We start from the raw sequence: 14,350 nt of genomic DNA, 5'->3' as shown, positions 1-14,350 counted from the left end.
TGACGCGAACGAGGGAGGCCCCGGGATCGACCGATCCAGGGGCCTCCCCTCTCGCAGCCGGTCAGGCCACGGCGGCGACCCGCTCGAACGGGGTTCCCGAGCGGGTCAGCGACAGGCGGACGTGCCAGCGAGAGCTGTAACTGCGGTCCGGCAGCTGATCCAGCAGGTCGCGGTCCGCGATGCCGAGGCCGTCGTGCACGGCCTCGCGCCGCAGGTCGTCCTTCGACGCCGGGTACTCCATGCCGGCGAGGAACCGGTCGAGTGTCGAGGGCAGCATCATCTTCTCCTCTCGGATCCGGCCTGGCTCAGGCGTCGATCTGCTCGCGGCGCTCGGGCGAGTCCACCGCGATCCGACGCGGCTTGGCGCGCTCGCTCACCGGGATGATGATCGAGAGCACTCCGCTGTCGTAGGACGCGCTGATGCGGTCGATGTCGACGCCGTCGCCGAGGGCGAACTGGCGCAGGAACGATCCGGACTCGCGCTCGCGGGCGAACCAGCGGACGCCGTCCTGCGAGCCCATGCTCCGCTCGGCGCGGATGGAGAGCTGGCCGCCGTCCACGTCGACGTCGATCGAGCCGGGGTCGATGCCCGGCAGGTCGGCGTGCAGCACGTATCGGTCGCCGTCGCGGTAGAGGTCCACGGGCATGCGCCGAGGCGCACGCGGGGAGTCGAACACGCTTGCGGCGAAGCGATCGAGCTGGCTGAGAGGATCGAAACTGAGGGTCATGTCTTACTCCTTTCCAATGGCCCGTTCGGGCGTGGTGTCGATGCAGGATCTGCATCTCGTGGTGTAGATTTTTTATAGATCAAAGTCAGGAAAGTTGCAAGTACGAGGAGTGCACGCATGGCAGGACGCGATTCGGCGACGCCGGTGTACGGCATCGCCGTGGCTGCGCAGCTGGCGGACATGAACGCGGCGAGTCTGCGCCTGCTGGAGCAGAAGGGCCTGCTGACCCCGGCGCGCAGCGAAGGTGGAACCCGCCGGTACAGCGACGACGACGTCGCGCGGCTGCAGCGGGTCGCGCTCCTGCGGGACGAGGGCATGAACATCGCGGGGATCGGGCGTGTGCTCGCGCTGGAGGACGAGAACGAGGGGCTTCGCGACGAGCTCGAGGCGGAGCGCGCGGAGAGCGCGGAGCTGCGTCGCCGCGAGGCTCATCGCCGTGGGAAGCCAGATCCAGCCTGAGGCCCAGCCTCTCAGAGGACGGGTCGCGTGCTGAAGGTGGTCTCTCGCGAGCAGTAGCGCCGGCCGTACGCGACGAGGCCCCCGGATCCCGAAGGTTCCGAAGGCCTCGTATGCGATGAGGTCAGCGCGCGGATCCGACCGCGGCCTCGTCGGCGGCGGACTCGACCGACTCGGGCGCCTCGTCATCGACGTCCTCGGCGAACGGCAGGCCGCCCCGCGGAGCGTTGTAGAGGTCCAGGTCGAGGATGCCCTCGCGCTTGGCGACGATCGTCGGGACCAGGGCCTGGCCGGCCACGTTGACCGCAGTGCGGCCCATGTCGAGGATCGGGTCGATCGCGAGCAGCAGGCCGACGCCCTCGAGCGGCAGGCCCAGAGTCGACAGCGTGAGCGTCAGCATGACGATGGCGCCGGTGGTGCCCGCGGTCGCCGCGGATCCGACCACCGAGACGATGACGATCAGCAGGTACTGCGTGATGCTCAGGTCGATGTGGAAGAACTGGGCGACGAAGATCGCGGCGAGGGCCGGGTAGATCGCGGCGCAGCCGTCCATCTTGGTGGTGGCGCCGAGCGGCACGGCGAACGAGGCGTAGCCGCGGGGCACACCCAGGTTGCGCTCGGTCACGCGCTCGGTGAGGGGGAGCGTGCCGATCGAGCTGCGGCTCACGAACGCCAGCTGCACCGCCGGCCACACACCGGAGAAGTACTGCTTGATCGAAAGGCCGTGCGTCTTCACCAGGATCGGGTAGACGACGAACAGCACGAGCGCGAGGCCGATGTAGATGGCGCCGGTGAACCAGGCGAGTGAGGTGAGCTTGTCCCAGCCGTAGTTGATGACGGCGGATCCGATGAGGCCGAAGGTGCCGAGCGGGGCGATGCGGATGATCCACCACAGCACGCGCTGGATGACCTTGAGCAGCGACTCGGTGAAGGCGAGGAACGGCTCGGCCCTGCGGCCGGCCTTGAGCGCGGCGATTCCGACCGCCACCGCGACGACGATGACCTGCAGGATGTTGAAGCTCACGCCGGAGACGAACGTGCCCTCCGCCGGGCCGGTGGTGGTGTTCACCGCGAGACCGAGGAAGTTCTGCGGGATCAGGCCGAGGAGGAAGTTCCACCAGGTGCCGACCGTGGGCGGGGCGCCCTTGGCCAGGTCGGTGCCGGCGTGCGCGCCGGGCTGGATGGTGATGCCGAGCACGATGCCGATCGAGACGGCGATGAACGCGGTGATCGCGAACCAGAGGAGGGTCTGGCCGGCCAGGCGCGCGGCGTTCTGCACACGGCGCAGGTTGGAGATGCTCGCGACGATCGCGGTGAAGATGAGCGGAACCACGGCCGCGCGCAGCAGCGTGACGTACGAGCCGCCGATCTTGTCGAGCGTGTCGGACAGCACGGTGTGGGTGTCGTGCGTCGCACCGAGCTGGCGGCCGATGAGGCCCGCCGCGATGCCGAGCACGAGCGCGGCGATGATCTGGAAGCCGAACGAGGTCAGCAGCTTGCGGACGGGGCCGCGCGTGTCCGGCGCCTTGGGGCGCCGTGCCGCGGGGGTGGTTGTACTCATCAGAGACTCCAAGTCGGTGCGCTGGGGTGCGCCGGGAGGATGGGCGCGAGTTGCGCCGGGACGTCGACGCCGTGGCGCCGGATGTCTTCAACGCTATGAGTCCGCTGGTATTCCAAGCCCGGGTGTGACGAACGATGACACGTTCGGTCGCTGAGCCTGTCGAAGTGCCGGCTCGCGGCCCCGGTCCTTGAGCTTGTCGAAACGCCGCGCCCTCCCGGGCTCACCGGGATCCGGTCTCTGAGCGTGTCGAGGGGCCGGATCCCCGGAGGCTCCTCCCGGTGATCACCCCGCGCTGACGATGCTCTCCGCAGCCATCCACGCGTAGCCGTCGGGGTCGGTGAAGGTCCCGTCCGCGACGACCGCGAGCCGGTGGGATCCGCTGCCGCTCGGGTCGATGCCGACCTGCTTCGCGAGGGAGCCGCGCTTGTAGAGGGCGAGCTTGACGGCGCCCGAGTCGAACTCGACGTAGGAGGGGAAGCTCTTCGCGACGGTCAGGCCCTGCTCCTGGTAGAAGCGCTTGCTGGCCTTGACGCTGTCGACGCCGAGCAGCAGCACGAGCCGCTCGACCTCGCCGGTGGCGGGCGCGGTGGCGGTCTTGTTCGCGCTCGCGATCTGCCACGCGGTGCCGTCAGGCGCGAGGAACGAGCCGCCGTAGCCCCACAGGCTCTTGGCGACCGGCTTGATGACCTTGGCGCCGGCGGCCAGCGCCCGCTCGACGGCCGCGTCGACATCGCCCGGCTGAACGAAGATGAGCGATGGAGCGAAGCCGCGGAACCCGGCGCTCGGCTCGGAGGTGGCGCGGACGCCGACGTGGTCCGGCAGTCCCAGGGCGTCGCGGTAGAAGGCCTCGGCCGCCTGCACGGCGTCGGAGCTGGTCTCGATGATGATGCGCTGAATGTTCATGCTTCGAGTCTCGGATCCGGCGCCGCAGGCCGCTTCTCGATTCCTGCTCGATGCGGGCAGAACTCAGCGGGGCCACGACGCGCGGTGTGGCGCACGCGACGTCAGGCTCGAGCTGCGCCGCCGGCGGAGGCTGACGGAGCAGTTCGCAGGTCTAGACGGGAGTGCTGCCCATGCTCAGCCGCAGTACTCCGGGTAGGCGCGGTCTTTCGTGCTGATCTCGATATGTTCGATCACGCCATCGCGGGCGGTGCCGGTGACGAAGTGCATCCGGGCGTCACCGGGGCCGCGCAGGGTGAGCACGTCGCCGTAGGGGAACTCTGTCGGCGCGACATCGGGATAGGCAGCGCGCACCTCGTCGAAAGTGGACCCGGCGCCGATGCCCTCCGCTGTCCGGAAAGCAGTGCCGGGGATGATCAGCACCACGGTTCCCGGTCCGCGCGGGTCGCCGTCGAGCGGGACGCCGAGCATGAACCCGGCCGCCGAGACGCCGGTGACGCCGGTGCCAGGCGCGGGGTCTTGCAGGTTCGCCACGTTCTTGATCCATCCCTGAGCAGACGAGCCGACGCAACCGTCCGACACCTGCAGCTCCGGACGTTGTGCGAGCAATGGGGTGGTCTCCGTGGCGAAGTTCTGCCCGACGCGGATCGGCCCGAGTCCGTCCGGACGGATGGTCCAGTCGGCGGTCACCGGCCCGGGTGCGGGCGGCGGAGTGGGCGTTGCCGTCGGCGTCGAGGACGTGGGCGCTGCCATCGCGTCGGTGGTCGCGCTCGGGTCCGTCGCGGGTGGGCTCGCGCAACCGCTCATGATGAGCGCTGACATGACGAGCGCGAGCGCTCCGATCTTCCCCCGCGTGTTCATATCTGAAACATAGCGCTCGCGCGGCGTCATCCCGCCCTGCGACGCCGGTCCGATGCTGCCGTCGGGACATGTCGTACTGCGAGGCGCATCACGTCAACGAACGGCCCCGCGACCACGGGACGCACCGATATCGACCGAGGGATGATCCTGTTGTGCCGGTTCCATCACGGGGAACTGCACCGCGCGGGCTGGTCGATCACCCGTGACGGGAAGAGCGACTTCGTCCTGCACGGAGCGGATGGGCACGCGACTGCTCTGAGCCGCCGGTTGCCGCTTCGCTACTTGTGGGGTGACGTGGATCCACCTCCGAAACGGTTCCGCCCCGCCGCCTGATCGAGCCCGCGAAAGGTCCTCCGTCGGGCGTGCCGGAGTGCGCGAGCGTGTGGGGCCCAGGGGTGGGTCCCGGCAGGACCGGACCGGCTCAGTTCACGCAGGGCACGTTCCCGGACTGCAGCGGAGACGACGAGTCCCTGTAGACCGGGTTCGGCGTCGCCGGGGCGGACGAGCCCGACGAACCGGAACCGGATCCGGACGTCGATCCCGCAGACGACGACGGTGTCGGTGACGCGGATGCCCCAGCGGTCGGCGGGTTCAGCAGGTCGTGCACCTGCGCGCGGATCGCGTCCACGTCGACGATGTTCACGCTCTGCCCGTCAACCGTGTCGAAGTGATCGATCGGCAGCGTGACGAAAGAGATGTTGCCGCCGGCCAGGCTCTGCGCCTGCTGCGCGAACGACAGCAGATCCAGCTGATCGTCGAGCGCGACATCCTTCTTCGCCACGTCGATGAGCTTCTGCAGCTTGCCGAAGTCGGTGAACGTCGACGCCTGCTTGAGCTTCACCGCCAACGACACCATGAACGCCTGCTGACGCCGGGTGCGATCCAGATCCGTCATGTCGAAGTCGCTCGAGGTCGTGTCACGGCGCTGTCGCACGAACGCCATCGACTGCGCGGCGTTCAGCTCCTGCACTCCGGCGGGGAAGTCGGCGCCCGAGAATGTGTCCGCGGTCGCGTGGTTCAGGCACACCGTGATCGGCTGCACGGCCTGCGCCACCTCGTAGAACGCGGCCATCGTCACCTCGACGAAGTGGTCGATGCGCACATCACCGAGAAACGCCGACACCGTCTTGATCGTGCTCTGACGCGCTGCCGTGCGCGACTGCTGATACGCGTCGGCCTCCGAGACGCCCTTGCTGGTGAGGGCCGTCATCGAGGCCTCCATGGCATCGCCGTACGCCTCCTTGATCTTGCCCTTGTCCACACCGCCGGGGGAGTCGGGGAAGTCCACGTAGTCGTCGCGGGGGATCGAGATCCCCACCGCCTTCCCGCCGTTTGCGGGGATGTGGATCAGCATCAGCACGTTCGTGTTGTACCCGCCGACCGACGCATCCTCCGCGTGGATCTGGTCGTAGATGGCCTGCGGGAACGGCTTGCCGTTCTCATCCACCCGGCTGTCCAGTCCCATGATCAGGATGTTCGTCTCGCCGGTGTTCTGCTTCGGCCCGGTCATGCCGGCGATCGACGAACGGTGGATCCCGTTGTTCGCGTCGGCGTAGGTGATGGCGACGAACGCGGCCGCCGCGATCAAAGCGAGCACGATCACAGCGATGATCCCCACGACCCACCGGCGTCGTCGATACGTGCGGCGCCGGGCGGCGTGCTGCGGGCTCATCGTCATCGTCCGGATCCGTTCCTGTCGGGGGCAGTTGTCGTGCGGGACTGTGGTCTGGCGGGACTTCGATCCTCCGTCGGGCACCTGTGCAGACTCCGGGAGCGCCTGTGTGGACTCTGGGAGAGGCGGGAGCCGGAACGGAGAAGACGGATGCGCCGGATCCGGTCTCCGTGCGACGATGAGCGCATGTTCATGGTGACGACGAACGACGTTCCCGGCTATCGCGTGACCCAGGTGCTCGGAGAGGTCATGGGCCTCACCGTGCGCTCCACGAACTTCGGCCAGGGCTTCACCGCCGGCTTCCGCGCCCTCGGCGGCGGCGAGATCCCCGAGTTCACGCAGCTCATGTACGAGAGCCGCTACGAGGTGATGAACCGGATGTGGGGCGAAGCCGTGCAGCGCGGCGCCAACGCCGTGATCGCGATGCGCTTCGACTCCGGCTCGCTCGGCAGCTTCAGCGAGATGTGCGCGTACGGCACCGCCGTGGTGATCGAGCCGGTCAACGGCGCCGTGCCCGCGCAGCCGGCTGCCCCGGCTCAGCCCGCCGCACCGCCTGCCCCCGCCGCGCCGCCGGCTCCGCCCGTGGCCTGACGCGATTCAGCGCAAAGGACCTTTGCAACTTTGAAGGATGGATCCGGTGAGATTCTCCTTCAGAGTTGGAAACGTCCTGCATTCCTGACGTGAAACTCCCGCCTCAGCCCCGAGGGGCGAGCACCAACAACTCACCCACCTCGCACTCCAGCGCGTCGCACACCGCGCGCAAGGTCGAGTAGCGGATCGCCCGAGCCCGGTCGTTCTTGAGCACCGACAGGTTCACGATACTCACGCCGACCGCCTCGCTCAGCTGAGTGAGGGTCATGCCGCGCGCGGCGAGCAGCTCGTCGAGGCGGCAGTGGATCCCGGTGTCCTCCTCGTCCTGCGCCGCAGGGGTCATACAAGGCCCTGCGCATCCTTCTGCAGGCGCGCGCCCAACTGGAACGCCGTCGCGATGAGTGCGAGAGCGAAGCCCCAGCCGACGGGGGCGAGATCGAGCTCGAGCAGGAACGGCCACAGCACCTTATCCACGTGCGGGTCGCCCTCGGCCAGGTGGCTGACCGCGATCGACCGGCCGAAGGCCCCTGCTGCCTGGCCGAGCACACCCGCCGCCATCACGAGGATCGCGGCGATCCCGATCGCGATCGACATCGACCGCCGGAACGGGCGCGAGCGGATCAGGGAGACCCCGAGCCACCACGCCACGGCGCAGACGCCCACCGTTGCGAGAGCGGGAAGCGCTCCCTCGAGCACGAGCAGCAAGCGCGCGAAGAAGGGGAGCCCCTCGATCGTGACGTGCACGCTCGCGTAGCTCGACTGCAGCACGGCCGGCGCCTGCCCCAGCGCCTTCACCGCCTCGCCGTCGCGCAGCGGGAACAGGACCGTCGGAGCGAGGCCGAACAGATCGACCGCGCGCAGCACGATCGCGATGACGGCGGCGATCGCGACGCTCACGGCGCCGGTCGCGATGAGTCCGAGCACGAAGCCCTCGGCCAGGCGCGGCCGCTCGTGGGCGGGTGTGGTGTCCTTCGCGTGCATGGCAGCTCCTTATCGAGAAACGTTGTTATCGATGTTCGTTAACATAACGACAGTCGATAAACGTGTCAACGCCGGATCCTTCCTCCTCGCCCGGGAGACGAAAGGTCATCTCGAGAGCCCGAGCCGCCCGTGGCCCGTGGGCCCTACGCTGTCGAGGGACCACGACCGACAGGAGCCCGCATGCCGCTCGATCCGCGACCGCGCCGCCCCCTCGCCGCGACTTCCCGCGACGGCGACCGCGTCACCGTGCTCGAACTGTTCTTCGACCTCGTCTTCGTGTTCGCCCTGCATCAGGGCGTCGGCGTGATCACGCACGGGAAGCACCCGCTGGAGAGCCTCGGCCAGGCGCTCGTGCTGCTCGCGCTGGTGTGGTGGTCGTGGTCCTCGTACGCATGGCTCGGCAATCAGGCCCGCGCCGACGTGGGCATCGTCCGGATCGCCATGATCGCCGCCATGATGCTGGTGTTCGTGGTGGGACTCGCCATCCCGGAGGCCTTCCACGACCTGCCCGGCGGCCTCGACGGGCCGCTGGTGTTCGTGATCGCCTACCTTCTCATCCGCGTGGTGCACGGCGTCGTCTACCTGACGATCGCGGGCCCCGACCGGGCCCTGCGCAAGCAGGTGGCGTTCACCCTGTCGACCGCGTTCGTGCCGGCGGCCGTGCTGCTCGTGATCGGCGCCCTGGCCGGCGGCGGGGCGCGTCTCGGCTGGTGGGCGGCGGCCGTCGCCTACGACTTCCTCGTGGTGTACGTCACGGCGCGGGTGGGACGCAGCTGGCGCGTGAAGTCGGCGTCCCACTTCGCCGAACGGCACGGCCTCATCGTGCTCCTCGCGCTCGGCGAGTCGGTCGTCGCGATCGGCGCGGACGCCGCAGAGGAGCCCGTGGGCGTCGGGATCATCGCGGGCGCCGTGCTCGCCCTGGGTCTCGCGACCGCGCTGTGGTGGGCGTACTTCGTCCGCCTCGCCGACCTCGTCGAGGAGTCGGTCACGGAGCGGCCGGAGCAGGACCGCTACGTGATCGCCGTCGACGTATACACCTACCTGCATCCTGTCCTGGTCGCCGCGATCCTCCTGGTCGCCGTCGGCGTCGAGCTCTCGATGCCCACGATCGAGGAGGGTCGCGCGATCGGGGGCTTCGCCGCCTGGATGCTCGTCCTCGGGCTCGCCGTCTTCCTGCTCACCACGGTGCTGCTGCGCGCCAGAGCCGCGCGGAGCTGGTCTCTGCCGCGGATCGCCGCGACCGTGCTGCTGCTCGCACTGGGCCCTCTCGTGTCGGGGCTGTCCGCACTCGCAGCCCTCGGTCTCGTGCTCGCGATCGTCGTGGCGGCGTTGGCCACTGAGCGCCTCGCCGTCCGCGCCTGAGTCCCGCCGGATCCGCCGTTCGAGGTCGAAGGGTCCGGATCGCGGCGCCTCGACGACGGGATGCGGATGCGGATCCGCGCACGTCACAGTCCGTCGCGGGCGTTAGCCGACGGCGAACAACGGCATACGGCCCTCGCCCGGTGGTTACTCTCGATGTATCCGGCACGAACTGTGCCATCGCCCTCACCGGGCAGCCCCCACTGGGCAACGAACAAGGAGTGACATGTTCGAGAGATTCACCGACCGCGCCCGTCGTGTGGTCGTCCTCGCCCAGGAAGAGGCGAAGATGCTCAACCACAACTACATCGGCACCGAGCACATCCTCCTCGGCCTCATCCACGAGGGCGAGGGAGCCGCCGCCAAAGCGCTGGAGTCGCTCGGCATCTCCCTCGAGTCCGTGCGCGAGCAGGTGCAGGACATCATCGGCCAGGGGCAGCAGCAGCCCACCGGCCACATCCCCTTCACGCCTCGCGCGAAGAAGGTGCTCGAACTGAGCCTCCGTGAGGCGCTGCAGCTCGGCCACAACTACATCGGCACCGAGCACATCCTCCTCGGCCTCATCCGCGAGGGCGAGGGCGTCGCCGCTCAGGTGCTCGTCAAGCTCGGCGCCGACCTGAACAAGGTGCGCCAGCAGGTCATCCAGATGCTCTCCGGATCCCCGGGGCGCGAGCCCGCCGCTGTCTCCGGCGCCGCGCACGACAGCAGCCAGCAGCAGGCGCAGGGCGGATCGCAGGTGCTCGACCAGTTCGGTCGCAACCTCACCCAGGCCGCGCGCGATGGCAAGCTCGACCCCGTGATCGGGCGCGAGAAGGAGATCGAGCGGGTCATGCAGATCCTCTCCCGCCGCTCCAAGAACAACCCCGTGCTGATCGGCGAGCCCGGCGTCGGCAAGACCGCCGTCGTCGAGGGCCTCGCCCAGGCGATCGTGAAGGGCGACGTCCCCGAGACGCTGAAGGACAAGCAGCTCTACTCGCTCGACCTCGGATCCCTCATCGCCGGATCCCGCTACCGCGGAGACTTCGAGGAGCGCCTGAAGAAGGTCACCAAGGAGATCCGCACCCGCGGCGACATCATCGTCTTCATCGACGAGATCCACACCCTCGTGGGTGCGGGCGCCGCCGAGGGCGCGATCGACGCGGCGAGCATCCTCAAGCCGCTGCTCGCCCGCGGTGAGCTGCAGACGATCGGCGCCACGACGCTCGACGAGTACCGCAAGCACTTCGAGAAGGATGCGGCGCTCGAGCGCCGGTTCCAGCCGATCCAGGTGCAGGAGCCGAACCTGCCCCACACGATCAACATCCTCAAGGGTCTGCGCGACCGCTACGAGGCGCACCACAAGGTGCAGATCACCGACGGCGCACTCGTGGCCGCCGCGAACCTCGCCGACCGCTACGTCGCCGACCGGTTCCTGCCGGACAAGGCCATCGACCTGATCGACGAGGCCGGCGCACGCCTGCGCCTGTCGATCCTGTCCTCTCCGCCGGAGCTGCGCGAGTTCGACGACAAGATCGCCAAGGTCCGCGAGGAGAAGGAGCTGGCCTCCGAGGAGCAGGACTTCGAGAAGGCGGCCTCGCTGCGCGACCAGGAGAAGGAGCTGCTCGCCGAGCGGCTGCGCCTGGAGAAGCAGTGGAGGAGCGGCGACGTCGCGACCAACGCGGTCGTCGACGAAGGCCTGATCGCCGAGGTGCTGGCCCAGGCCACGGGCATCCCGGTGTTCAAGCTCACCGAGGAGGAGTCCAGCCGCCTCGTCTTCATGGAGAAGGCGCTGCACCAGCGCGTCATCGGCCAGGAGGAGGCGATCGCCGCCCTGTCCAAGACGATCCGCCGTCAGCGTGCGGGCCTCAAGGACCCGAAGCGCCCCTCGGGCTCGTTCATCTTCGCCGGCCCCACGGGCGTCGGAAAGACCGAGCTCGCCAAGGCGCTCGCCGAGTTCCTGTTCGACGACGAGGGTGCGCTGATCTCGCTCGACATGAGCGAGTTCGGCGAGAAGCACACTGTCTCGCGGCTGTTCGGTGCCCCTCCTGGGTTCGTCGGCTTCGAGGAGGGCGGCCAGCTCACCGAGAAGGTGCGCCGCAAGCCGTTCTCCGTGGTGCTGTTCGACGAGATCGAGAAGGCCCACCCGGACATCTTCAACTCGCTGCTGCAGATCCTCGAGGAAGGTCGCCTCACCGACGGCCAGGGCCGCGTCATCGACTTCAAGAACACCGTGATCATCATGACCACGAACCTCGGTTCGTCGGCGATCGCCGGTGGTCCGGTCGGCTTCCAGATCGAGGGCAACTCGCAGACGACCTACGAGCGGATGAAGGGCAAGGTGGACGAGGAGCTCAAGCGCAACTTCAAGCCCGAGTTCCTGAACCGTCTCGACGACGTCATCGTGTTCCCGCAGCTCAACAAGGACGAGCTGCGCCAGATCGTCGGCCTGTTCACGAAGCGCCTCAGCGACCGCCTGCTCGACCGCGACATGACGGTGGAGCTGACGGATGCGGCCAAGGACCAGCTCATCGAGATCGGGTTCGACCCGACGCTCGGCGCCCGCCCGCTGCGTCGTGCGATGCAGCGCGAGGTCGAGGACCAGCTGTCGGAGAAGATCCTGCACGGCGAGCTCAACCCCGGCGACCACGTGCACGTGGACGCGAAGGACGGGAAGTTCGTCTTCACGACGGGTCCGCGCGGCGAGAAGGTCTCGGTCGGTGTGAACACCGCCGGCACGATCCCGACCACGCCGGACATCGCGGCCGGCGCAGCCTGATCGGATCCGGTTCCCGCACGACGAAGGGGGACGAGCACTTCGGTGCTCGTCCCCCTTTCGCGTGTTCGAGGTGGGTGCTTCGCGCGCTCAGCGGCTCCGTGCGATAGAAGGACGGCGGCGGCTCCGGGCGGAACGGCGCGGGCGGTGCGGCGCCGCGGACGCGGGCGCACCGAAGGACTCCAGGGCGCTGCGCGCGGCGGAGAGGGACGGGTAGCTGCCCAGGCGGCGGCTGTGGCGGTCGTGCAGGACATGCGAGGCGCCGTCGACGGCCACGAAACCGGCGTACTCGCCGTCGGTGGTCGCCACGTACACGTCGTGGTCCGCCTGTTTCCAGGTGATGTTCATGATGGTGCTTCTTCGTGCTGTCCGGTGGCGCGCGGCCGCCGGGAAAGTCGGATCCTGTCCGGACGCGCGAGAACGCATCGGTGCGATTCGCGACCCTGAGACTCAGGGACCGTTCGGACGGGTGGTCCCAGATTCATCTCGAGGATTGATCTCAGGACCGGATGGCGCGGCGCCGAAGAGACGTCGGCGGGCCAGGCGCGCAATCCATCAGCATAGCAGGCTGCGCGATGTCGTGCACCTCGAACCGTGCCGATGACCGCAGCAGCCGCGCCGCGCCTCTACCCTGGAGAGATGAGCGACTATCTCGTCCGGCCCGCACGGGCCGGTGACGTCCAGGGCATCTACGCGCTGCTGGAGCCGCTCGTGGAGCGACGGATCCTGCTCGGCAAGGACATCGCGGTGCTCTATGGCGCGGTGCAGGAGTTCGTGGTCGCCGAGGCGGACGGGCGGCTCATCGGCTGCGGCGCGCTGCACGTGATGTGGGAGGACCTCGGTGAGGTGCGCACCCTGCTCGTCGAAGAGGGATGGAAGCACCACGGCGTGGGGCGGGCGATCGTGGAGCGCCTCGAGGAGCACGCGGTCGGGCTCGGCCTCAGCCGCCTGTTCTGCCTGACCTTCGAGGTGCCGTTCTTCCAGCGCCGGGGGTTCGAGCCGATCGGCGAGCAGGTCGTGGATCCCGACGTCTACACCCAGCTGCTGCGCAGCGGTGACGAGGGTGTGGCCGAGTTCCTCGACCTCGCGCATGTGAAGCCGAACACGCTCGGCAACACGCGCATGCTCAAACACCTTGTCTAACCTGGAGGCATGAGCCCTCGCCAGTCCGCCGCCGTCTATCGTCGCCGGCGGATCGTGGTCCTCGGCATCATCATCGTGCTGCTCGCGCTGCTGATCGGGCTCGTCTGGGCGCTCGTGGCCCGCACGGGCGCGGATCCGGCTCCGGTCCCCACGAGGTCGTCCACACCGTCGCCGACGGCGTCCACCCCGCCCGCGTCACCGGATCCGAGCGCGGACGCGAGCCCCGACCCGTCCGCGACGACGCCCGCCCCGACCAGCACCGCCGATGCCGGCCCGGTGCCGTGCACCGCCGCCGAGGTGCAGGTGACGGCCGTGACCGACCACGACACCTACTCCGCCGACGAGAATCCGAAGCTGTCGATCTCGCTGACCAACAGCAGCACCAAGGACTGCACGATGAACGTCGGCACCACGACGCAGGCGTTCACCATCACGAGCGGCAACGACACGTGGTGGCGTTCCACGGACTGCCAGCAGACTCCGAGTGACGCGATCCAGACCATCAAGGCCGGCGCGACCATCACCAGCTCCACCCCGGTCACGTGGGATCGCACGCGCTCCAGCGTCGACACCTGCGAGGCGACGGACCGGCAGCGCGCACCGGGCGGCGGAGCCGCGTACCGCCTGACGGTGTCGATCGGCGGGTTCCAGAGCACGAACCCGATGCAGTTTCTGCTCAACTGAACCTGGACGGAAAGTGGGAATATGTCGCCCGCGTCCAACCTTTGGGATACCATAGAGATCAAGTCTTCGAGATCTGACGGTTGCCATCCCCAGTGGCTTCGACAATCTCAAGCGTCCCCAGCGCATCGTCGTCCGTCGTCGAGGACTTTGAGGGCCTCTTCATTCATCTGTCCCCAAGCGATGAGAGAAGAGGTCCTCCTCTTTGTGCCGGAACTTCTAAGCTGGAACGATGGCCGTGAAGAAAGCGAAGAAGAAGGCACCCGCCGCGGCGGACTTCCGCTCCGAGGCTCTCGCGCAGGCGCTCGAGAAGCAGGACATGGCCGCAGTGGCGCTCGCATTGCGCAACGGCAACACGGTCGTGCCTCTCATCCGGCCGGGCGCGAGGGACAACCCCCGGGACGGCGGCGAGGTGTGGACCTACCGGGATCCGTCCACGGGTGACGTCGCGCTGCTGCTGTTCAGCGATGCGAAGAACAAGCCCGCGAATCTCCCACCCGGCGTCGGCATCTACTCGCCGGTGTGGCTGCGTTCGTTCCTCACGACCCATCGCGACGTGATCACCACGGTGTTCCTCGACATCGCAGGCCCCCACCCCATGCAGGCGCCGCCTGAGGAACTGCTGCGCGCGCTGGAGGCGTGATCGCCCTCAGAACAGGGGGCGA

At 68.6% G+C, this 14,350-nt stretch carries 16 protein-coding genes; 7 read left to right on the top strand and 9 right to left on the bottom strand.

The genetic code is table 11. From position 1 onward, the window contains the following. Positions 1-61 precede the first annotated feature (61 nt). Positions 62-277 carry a DUF2795 domain-containing protein gene (locus AC1DCT_RS08245; RefSeq protein WP_477231127.1) on the bottom strand — a complete coding sequence of 72 codons (216 nt, stop codon included), beginning with the start codon at positions 275-277 and terminating at the stop codon, positions 62-64. Between the two features lie 28 nt (positions 278-305). After that, positions 306-728 (bottom strand): Hsp20/alpha crystallin family protein, encoded by a 423-nt coding sequence (locus AC1DCT_RS08240; RefSeq protein ID WP_440734160.1) that lies wholly within the window; start codon positions 726-728, stop codon positions 306-308. Positions 729-845: 117 nt separating this feature from the next. Here AC1DCT_RS08240 and AC1DCT_RS08235 point away from each other — a divergent pair, with 117 nt between their 5' ends. Next, positions 846-1,187 carry a MerR family transcriptional regulator gene (locus AC1DCT_RS08235; RefSeq protein WP_441976831.1) on the top strand — a complete coding sequence of 114 codons (342 nt, stop codon included), beginning with the start codon at positions 846-848 and terminating at the stop codon, positions 1,185-1,187. A 121-nt stretch (positions 1,188-1,308) separates the two neighbouring features. Here AC1DCT_RS08235 and AC1DCT_RS08230 read toward each other — a convergent pair whose 3' ends face one another. From AC1DCT_RS08230 to AC1DCT_RS08215, 4 genes are all read right to left on the bottom strand, one after another. Next, entirely contained in the window at positions 1,309-2,745 is a 1,437-nt protein-coding gene (locus AC1DCT_RS08230) for a dicarboxylate/amino acid:cation symporter (RefSeq protein ID WP_477428494.1), read from the bottom strand. A gap of 282 nt (positions 2,746-3,027) precedes the next feature. Further along, positions 3,028-3,648, bottom strand: a complete 621-nt coding sequence (locus AC1DCT_RS08225; RefSeq protein ID WP_477231129.1) for a VOC family protein — start codon at positions 3,646-3,648, stop codon at positions 3,028-3,030. A 174-nt stretch (positions 3,649-3,822) separates the two neighbouring features. Continuing rightward, positions 3,823-4,506 (bottom strand): hypothetical protein, encoded by a 684-nt coding sequence (locus AC1DCT_RS08220; protein ID WP_477231130.1) that lies wholly within the window; start codon positions 4,504-4,506, stop codon positions 3,823-3,825. Positions 4,507-4,927: 421 nt separating this feature from the next. Further along, on the bottom strand, positions 4,928-6,184 hold the full coding sequence (locus AC1DCT_RS08215) for an LCP family protein (RefSeq protein WP_477231131.1): 1,257 nt from the start codon (positions 6,182-6,184) through the stop codon (positions 4,928-4,930). Positions 6,185-6,364: 180 nt separating this feature from the next. Between AC1DCT_RS08215 and AC1DCT_RS08210 the strand changes: the two genes are divergently transcribed. After that, positions 6,365-6,769, top strand: coding sequence for a YbjQ family protein (locus AC1DCT_RS08210; RefSeq protein ID WP_441976826.1), 405 nt, complete (start codon positions 6,365-6,367; stop codon positions 6,767-6,769). A 103-nt stretch (positions 6,770-6,872) separates the two neighbouring features. Here the strand turns inward: AC1DCT_RS08210 and AC1DCT_RS08205 are convergent, their stop codons facing one another. Then, positions 6,873-7,112, bottom strand: coding sequence for a helix-turn-helix domain-containing protein (locus tag AC1DCT_RS08205; protein WP_441976825.1), 240 nt, complete (start codon positions 7,110-7,112; stop codon positions 6,873-6,875). Next, entirely contained in the window at positions 7,109-7,750 is a 642-nt protein-coding gene (locus AC1DCT_RS08200) for a hypothetical protein (RefSeq protein WP_477428492.1), read from the bottom strand. The genes AC1DCT_RS08205 and AC1DCT_RS08200 overlap by 4 nt, the downstream gene beginning before the upstream one ends. 180 nt (positions 7,751-7,930) lie before the next feature. Here AC1DCT_RS08200 and AC1DCT_RS08195 point away from each other — a divergent pair, with 180 nt between their 5' ends. After that, positions 7,931-9,112 (top strand): low temperature requirement protein A, encoded by a 1,182-nt coding sequence (locus AC1DCT_RS08195; protein WP_477428491.1) that lies wholly within the window; start codon positions 7,931-7,933, stop codon positions 9,110-9,112. 223 nt (positions 9,113-9,335) lie between these two features. Beyond that, positions 9,336-11,864, top strand: a complete 2,529-nt coding sequence (locus AC1DCT_RS08190) for an ATP-dependent Clp protease ATP-binding subunit (RefSeq protein ID WP_477231134.1) — start codon at positions 9,336-9,338, stop codon at positions 11,862-11,864. Between the two features lie 87 nt (positions 11,865-11,951). Here AC1DCT_RS08190 and AC1DCT_RS08185 read toward each other — a convergent pair whose 3' ends face one another. After that, on the bottom strand, positions 11,952-12,209 hold the full coding sequence (locus AC1DCT_RS08185) for a hypothetical protein (RefSeq protein ID WP_440734141.1): 258 nt from the start codon (positions 12,207-12,209) through the stop codon (positions 11,952-11,954). Between the two features lie 291 nt (positions 12,210-12,500). Between AC1DCT_RS08185 and AC1DCT_RS08180 the strand changes: the two genes are divergently transcribed. The 3 genes from AC1DCT_RS08180 (at position 12,501) to AC1DCT_RS08170 (ending at position 14,328) form a co-directional block, all read left to right on the top strand. After that, positions 12,501-13,004, top strand: coding sequence for an amino-acid N-acetyltransferase (locus AC1DCT_RS08180; protein ID WP_441976821.1), 504 nt, complete (start codon positions 12,501-12,503; stop codon positions 13,002-13,004). A gap of 9 nt (positions 13,005-13,013) precedes the next feature. Beyond that, positions 13,014-13,688 carry a hypothetical protein gene (locus AC1DCT_RS08175; protein WP_441976820.1) on the top strand — a complete coding sequence of 225 codons (675 nt, stop codon included), beginning with the start codon at positions 13,014-13,016 and terminating at the stop codon, positions 13,686-13,688. Between the two features lie 229 nt (positions 13,689-13,917). Further along, entirely contained in the window at positions 13,918-14,328 is a 411-nt protein-coding gene (locus AC1DCT_RS08170) for a dehydrogenase (RefSeq protein ID WP_477428489.1), read from the top strand. Positions 14,329-14,350 lie beyond the last annotated feature (22 nt).

Source organism: Microbacterium sp. 10L49, from assembly GCF_056395125.1.
This window is presented reverse-complemented; position numbering and strand designations above follow the sequence as displayed.

Coding starts and splice junctions, on each gene's coding strand:
- AC1DCT_RS08245 (WP_477231127.1), bottom strand. CDS start 277: ATGCTGCCCTCGACACTCGACCGGTTCCTCGCCGGCATGGAGTACCCG.
- AC1DCT_RS08240 (WP_440734160.1), bottom strand. CDS start 728: ATGACCCTCAGTTTCGATCCTCTCAGCCAGCTCGATCGCTTCGCCGCA.
- AC1DCT_RS08235 (WP_441976831.1), top strand. CDS start 846: ATGGCAGGACGCGATTCGGCGACGCCGGTGTACGGCATCGCCGTGGCT.
- AC1DCT_RS08230 (WP_477428494.1), bottom strand. CDS start 2,745: ATGAGTACAACCACCCCCGCGGCACGGCGCCCCAAGGCGCCGGACACG.
- AC1DCT_RS08225 (WP_477231129.1), bottom strand. CDS start 3,648: ATGAACATTCAGCGCATCATCATCGAGACCAGCTCCGACGCCGTGCAG.
- AC1DCT_RS08220 (WP_477231130.1), bottom strand. CDS start 4,506: ATGAACACGCGGGGGAAGATCGGAGCGCTCGCGCTCGTCATGTCAGCG.
- AC1DCT_RS08215 (WP_477231131.1), bottom strand. CDS start 6,184: ATGACGATGAGCCCGCAGCACGCCGCCCGGCGCCGCACGTATCGACGA.
- AC1DCT_RS08210 (WP_441976826.1), top strand. CDS start 6,365: ATGTTCATGGTGACGACGAACGACGTTCCCGGCTATCGCGTGACCCAG.
- AC1DCT_RS08205 (WP_441976825.1), bottom strand. CDS start 7,112: ATGACCCCTGCGGCGCAGGACGAGGAGGACACCGGGATCCACTGCCGC.
- AC1DCT_RS08200 (WP_477428492.1), bottom strand. CDS start 7,750: ATGCACGCGAAGGACACCACACCCGCCCACGAGCGGCCGCGCCTGGCC.
- AC1DCT_RS08195 (WP_477428491.1), top strand. CDS start 7,931: ATGCCGCTCGATCCGCGACCGCGCCGCCCCCTCGCCGCGACTTCCCGC.
- AC1DCT_RS08190 (WP_477231134.1), top strand. CDS start 9,336: ATGTTCGAGAGATTCACCGACCGCGCCCGTCGTGTGGTCGTCCTCGCC.
- AC1DCT_RS08185 (WP_440734141.1), bottom strand. CDS start 12,209: ATGAACATCACCTGGAAACAGGCGGACCACGACGTGTACGTGGCGACC.
- AC1DCT_RS08180 (WP_441976821.1), top strand. CDS start 12,501: ATGAGCGACTATCTCGTCCGGCCCGCACGGGCCGGTGACGTCCAGGGC.
- AC1DCT_RS08175 (WP_441976820.1), top strand. CDS start 13,014: ATGAGCCCTCGCCAGTCCGCCGCCGTCTATCGTCGCCGGCGGATCGTG.
- AC1DCT_RS08170 (WP_477428489.1), top strand. CDS start 13,918: ATGGCCGTGAAGAAAGCGAAGAAGAAGGCACCCGCCGCGGCGGACTTC.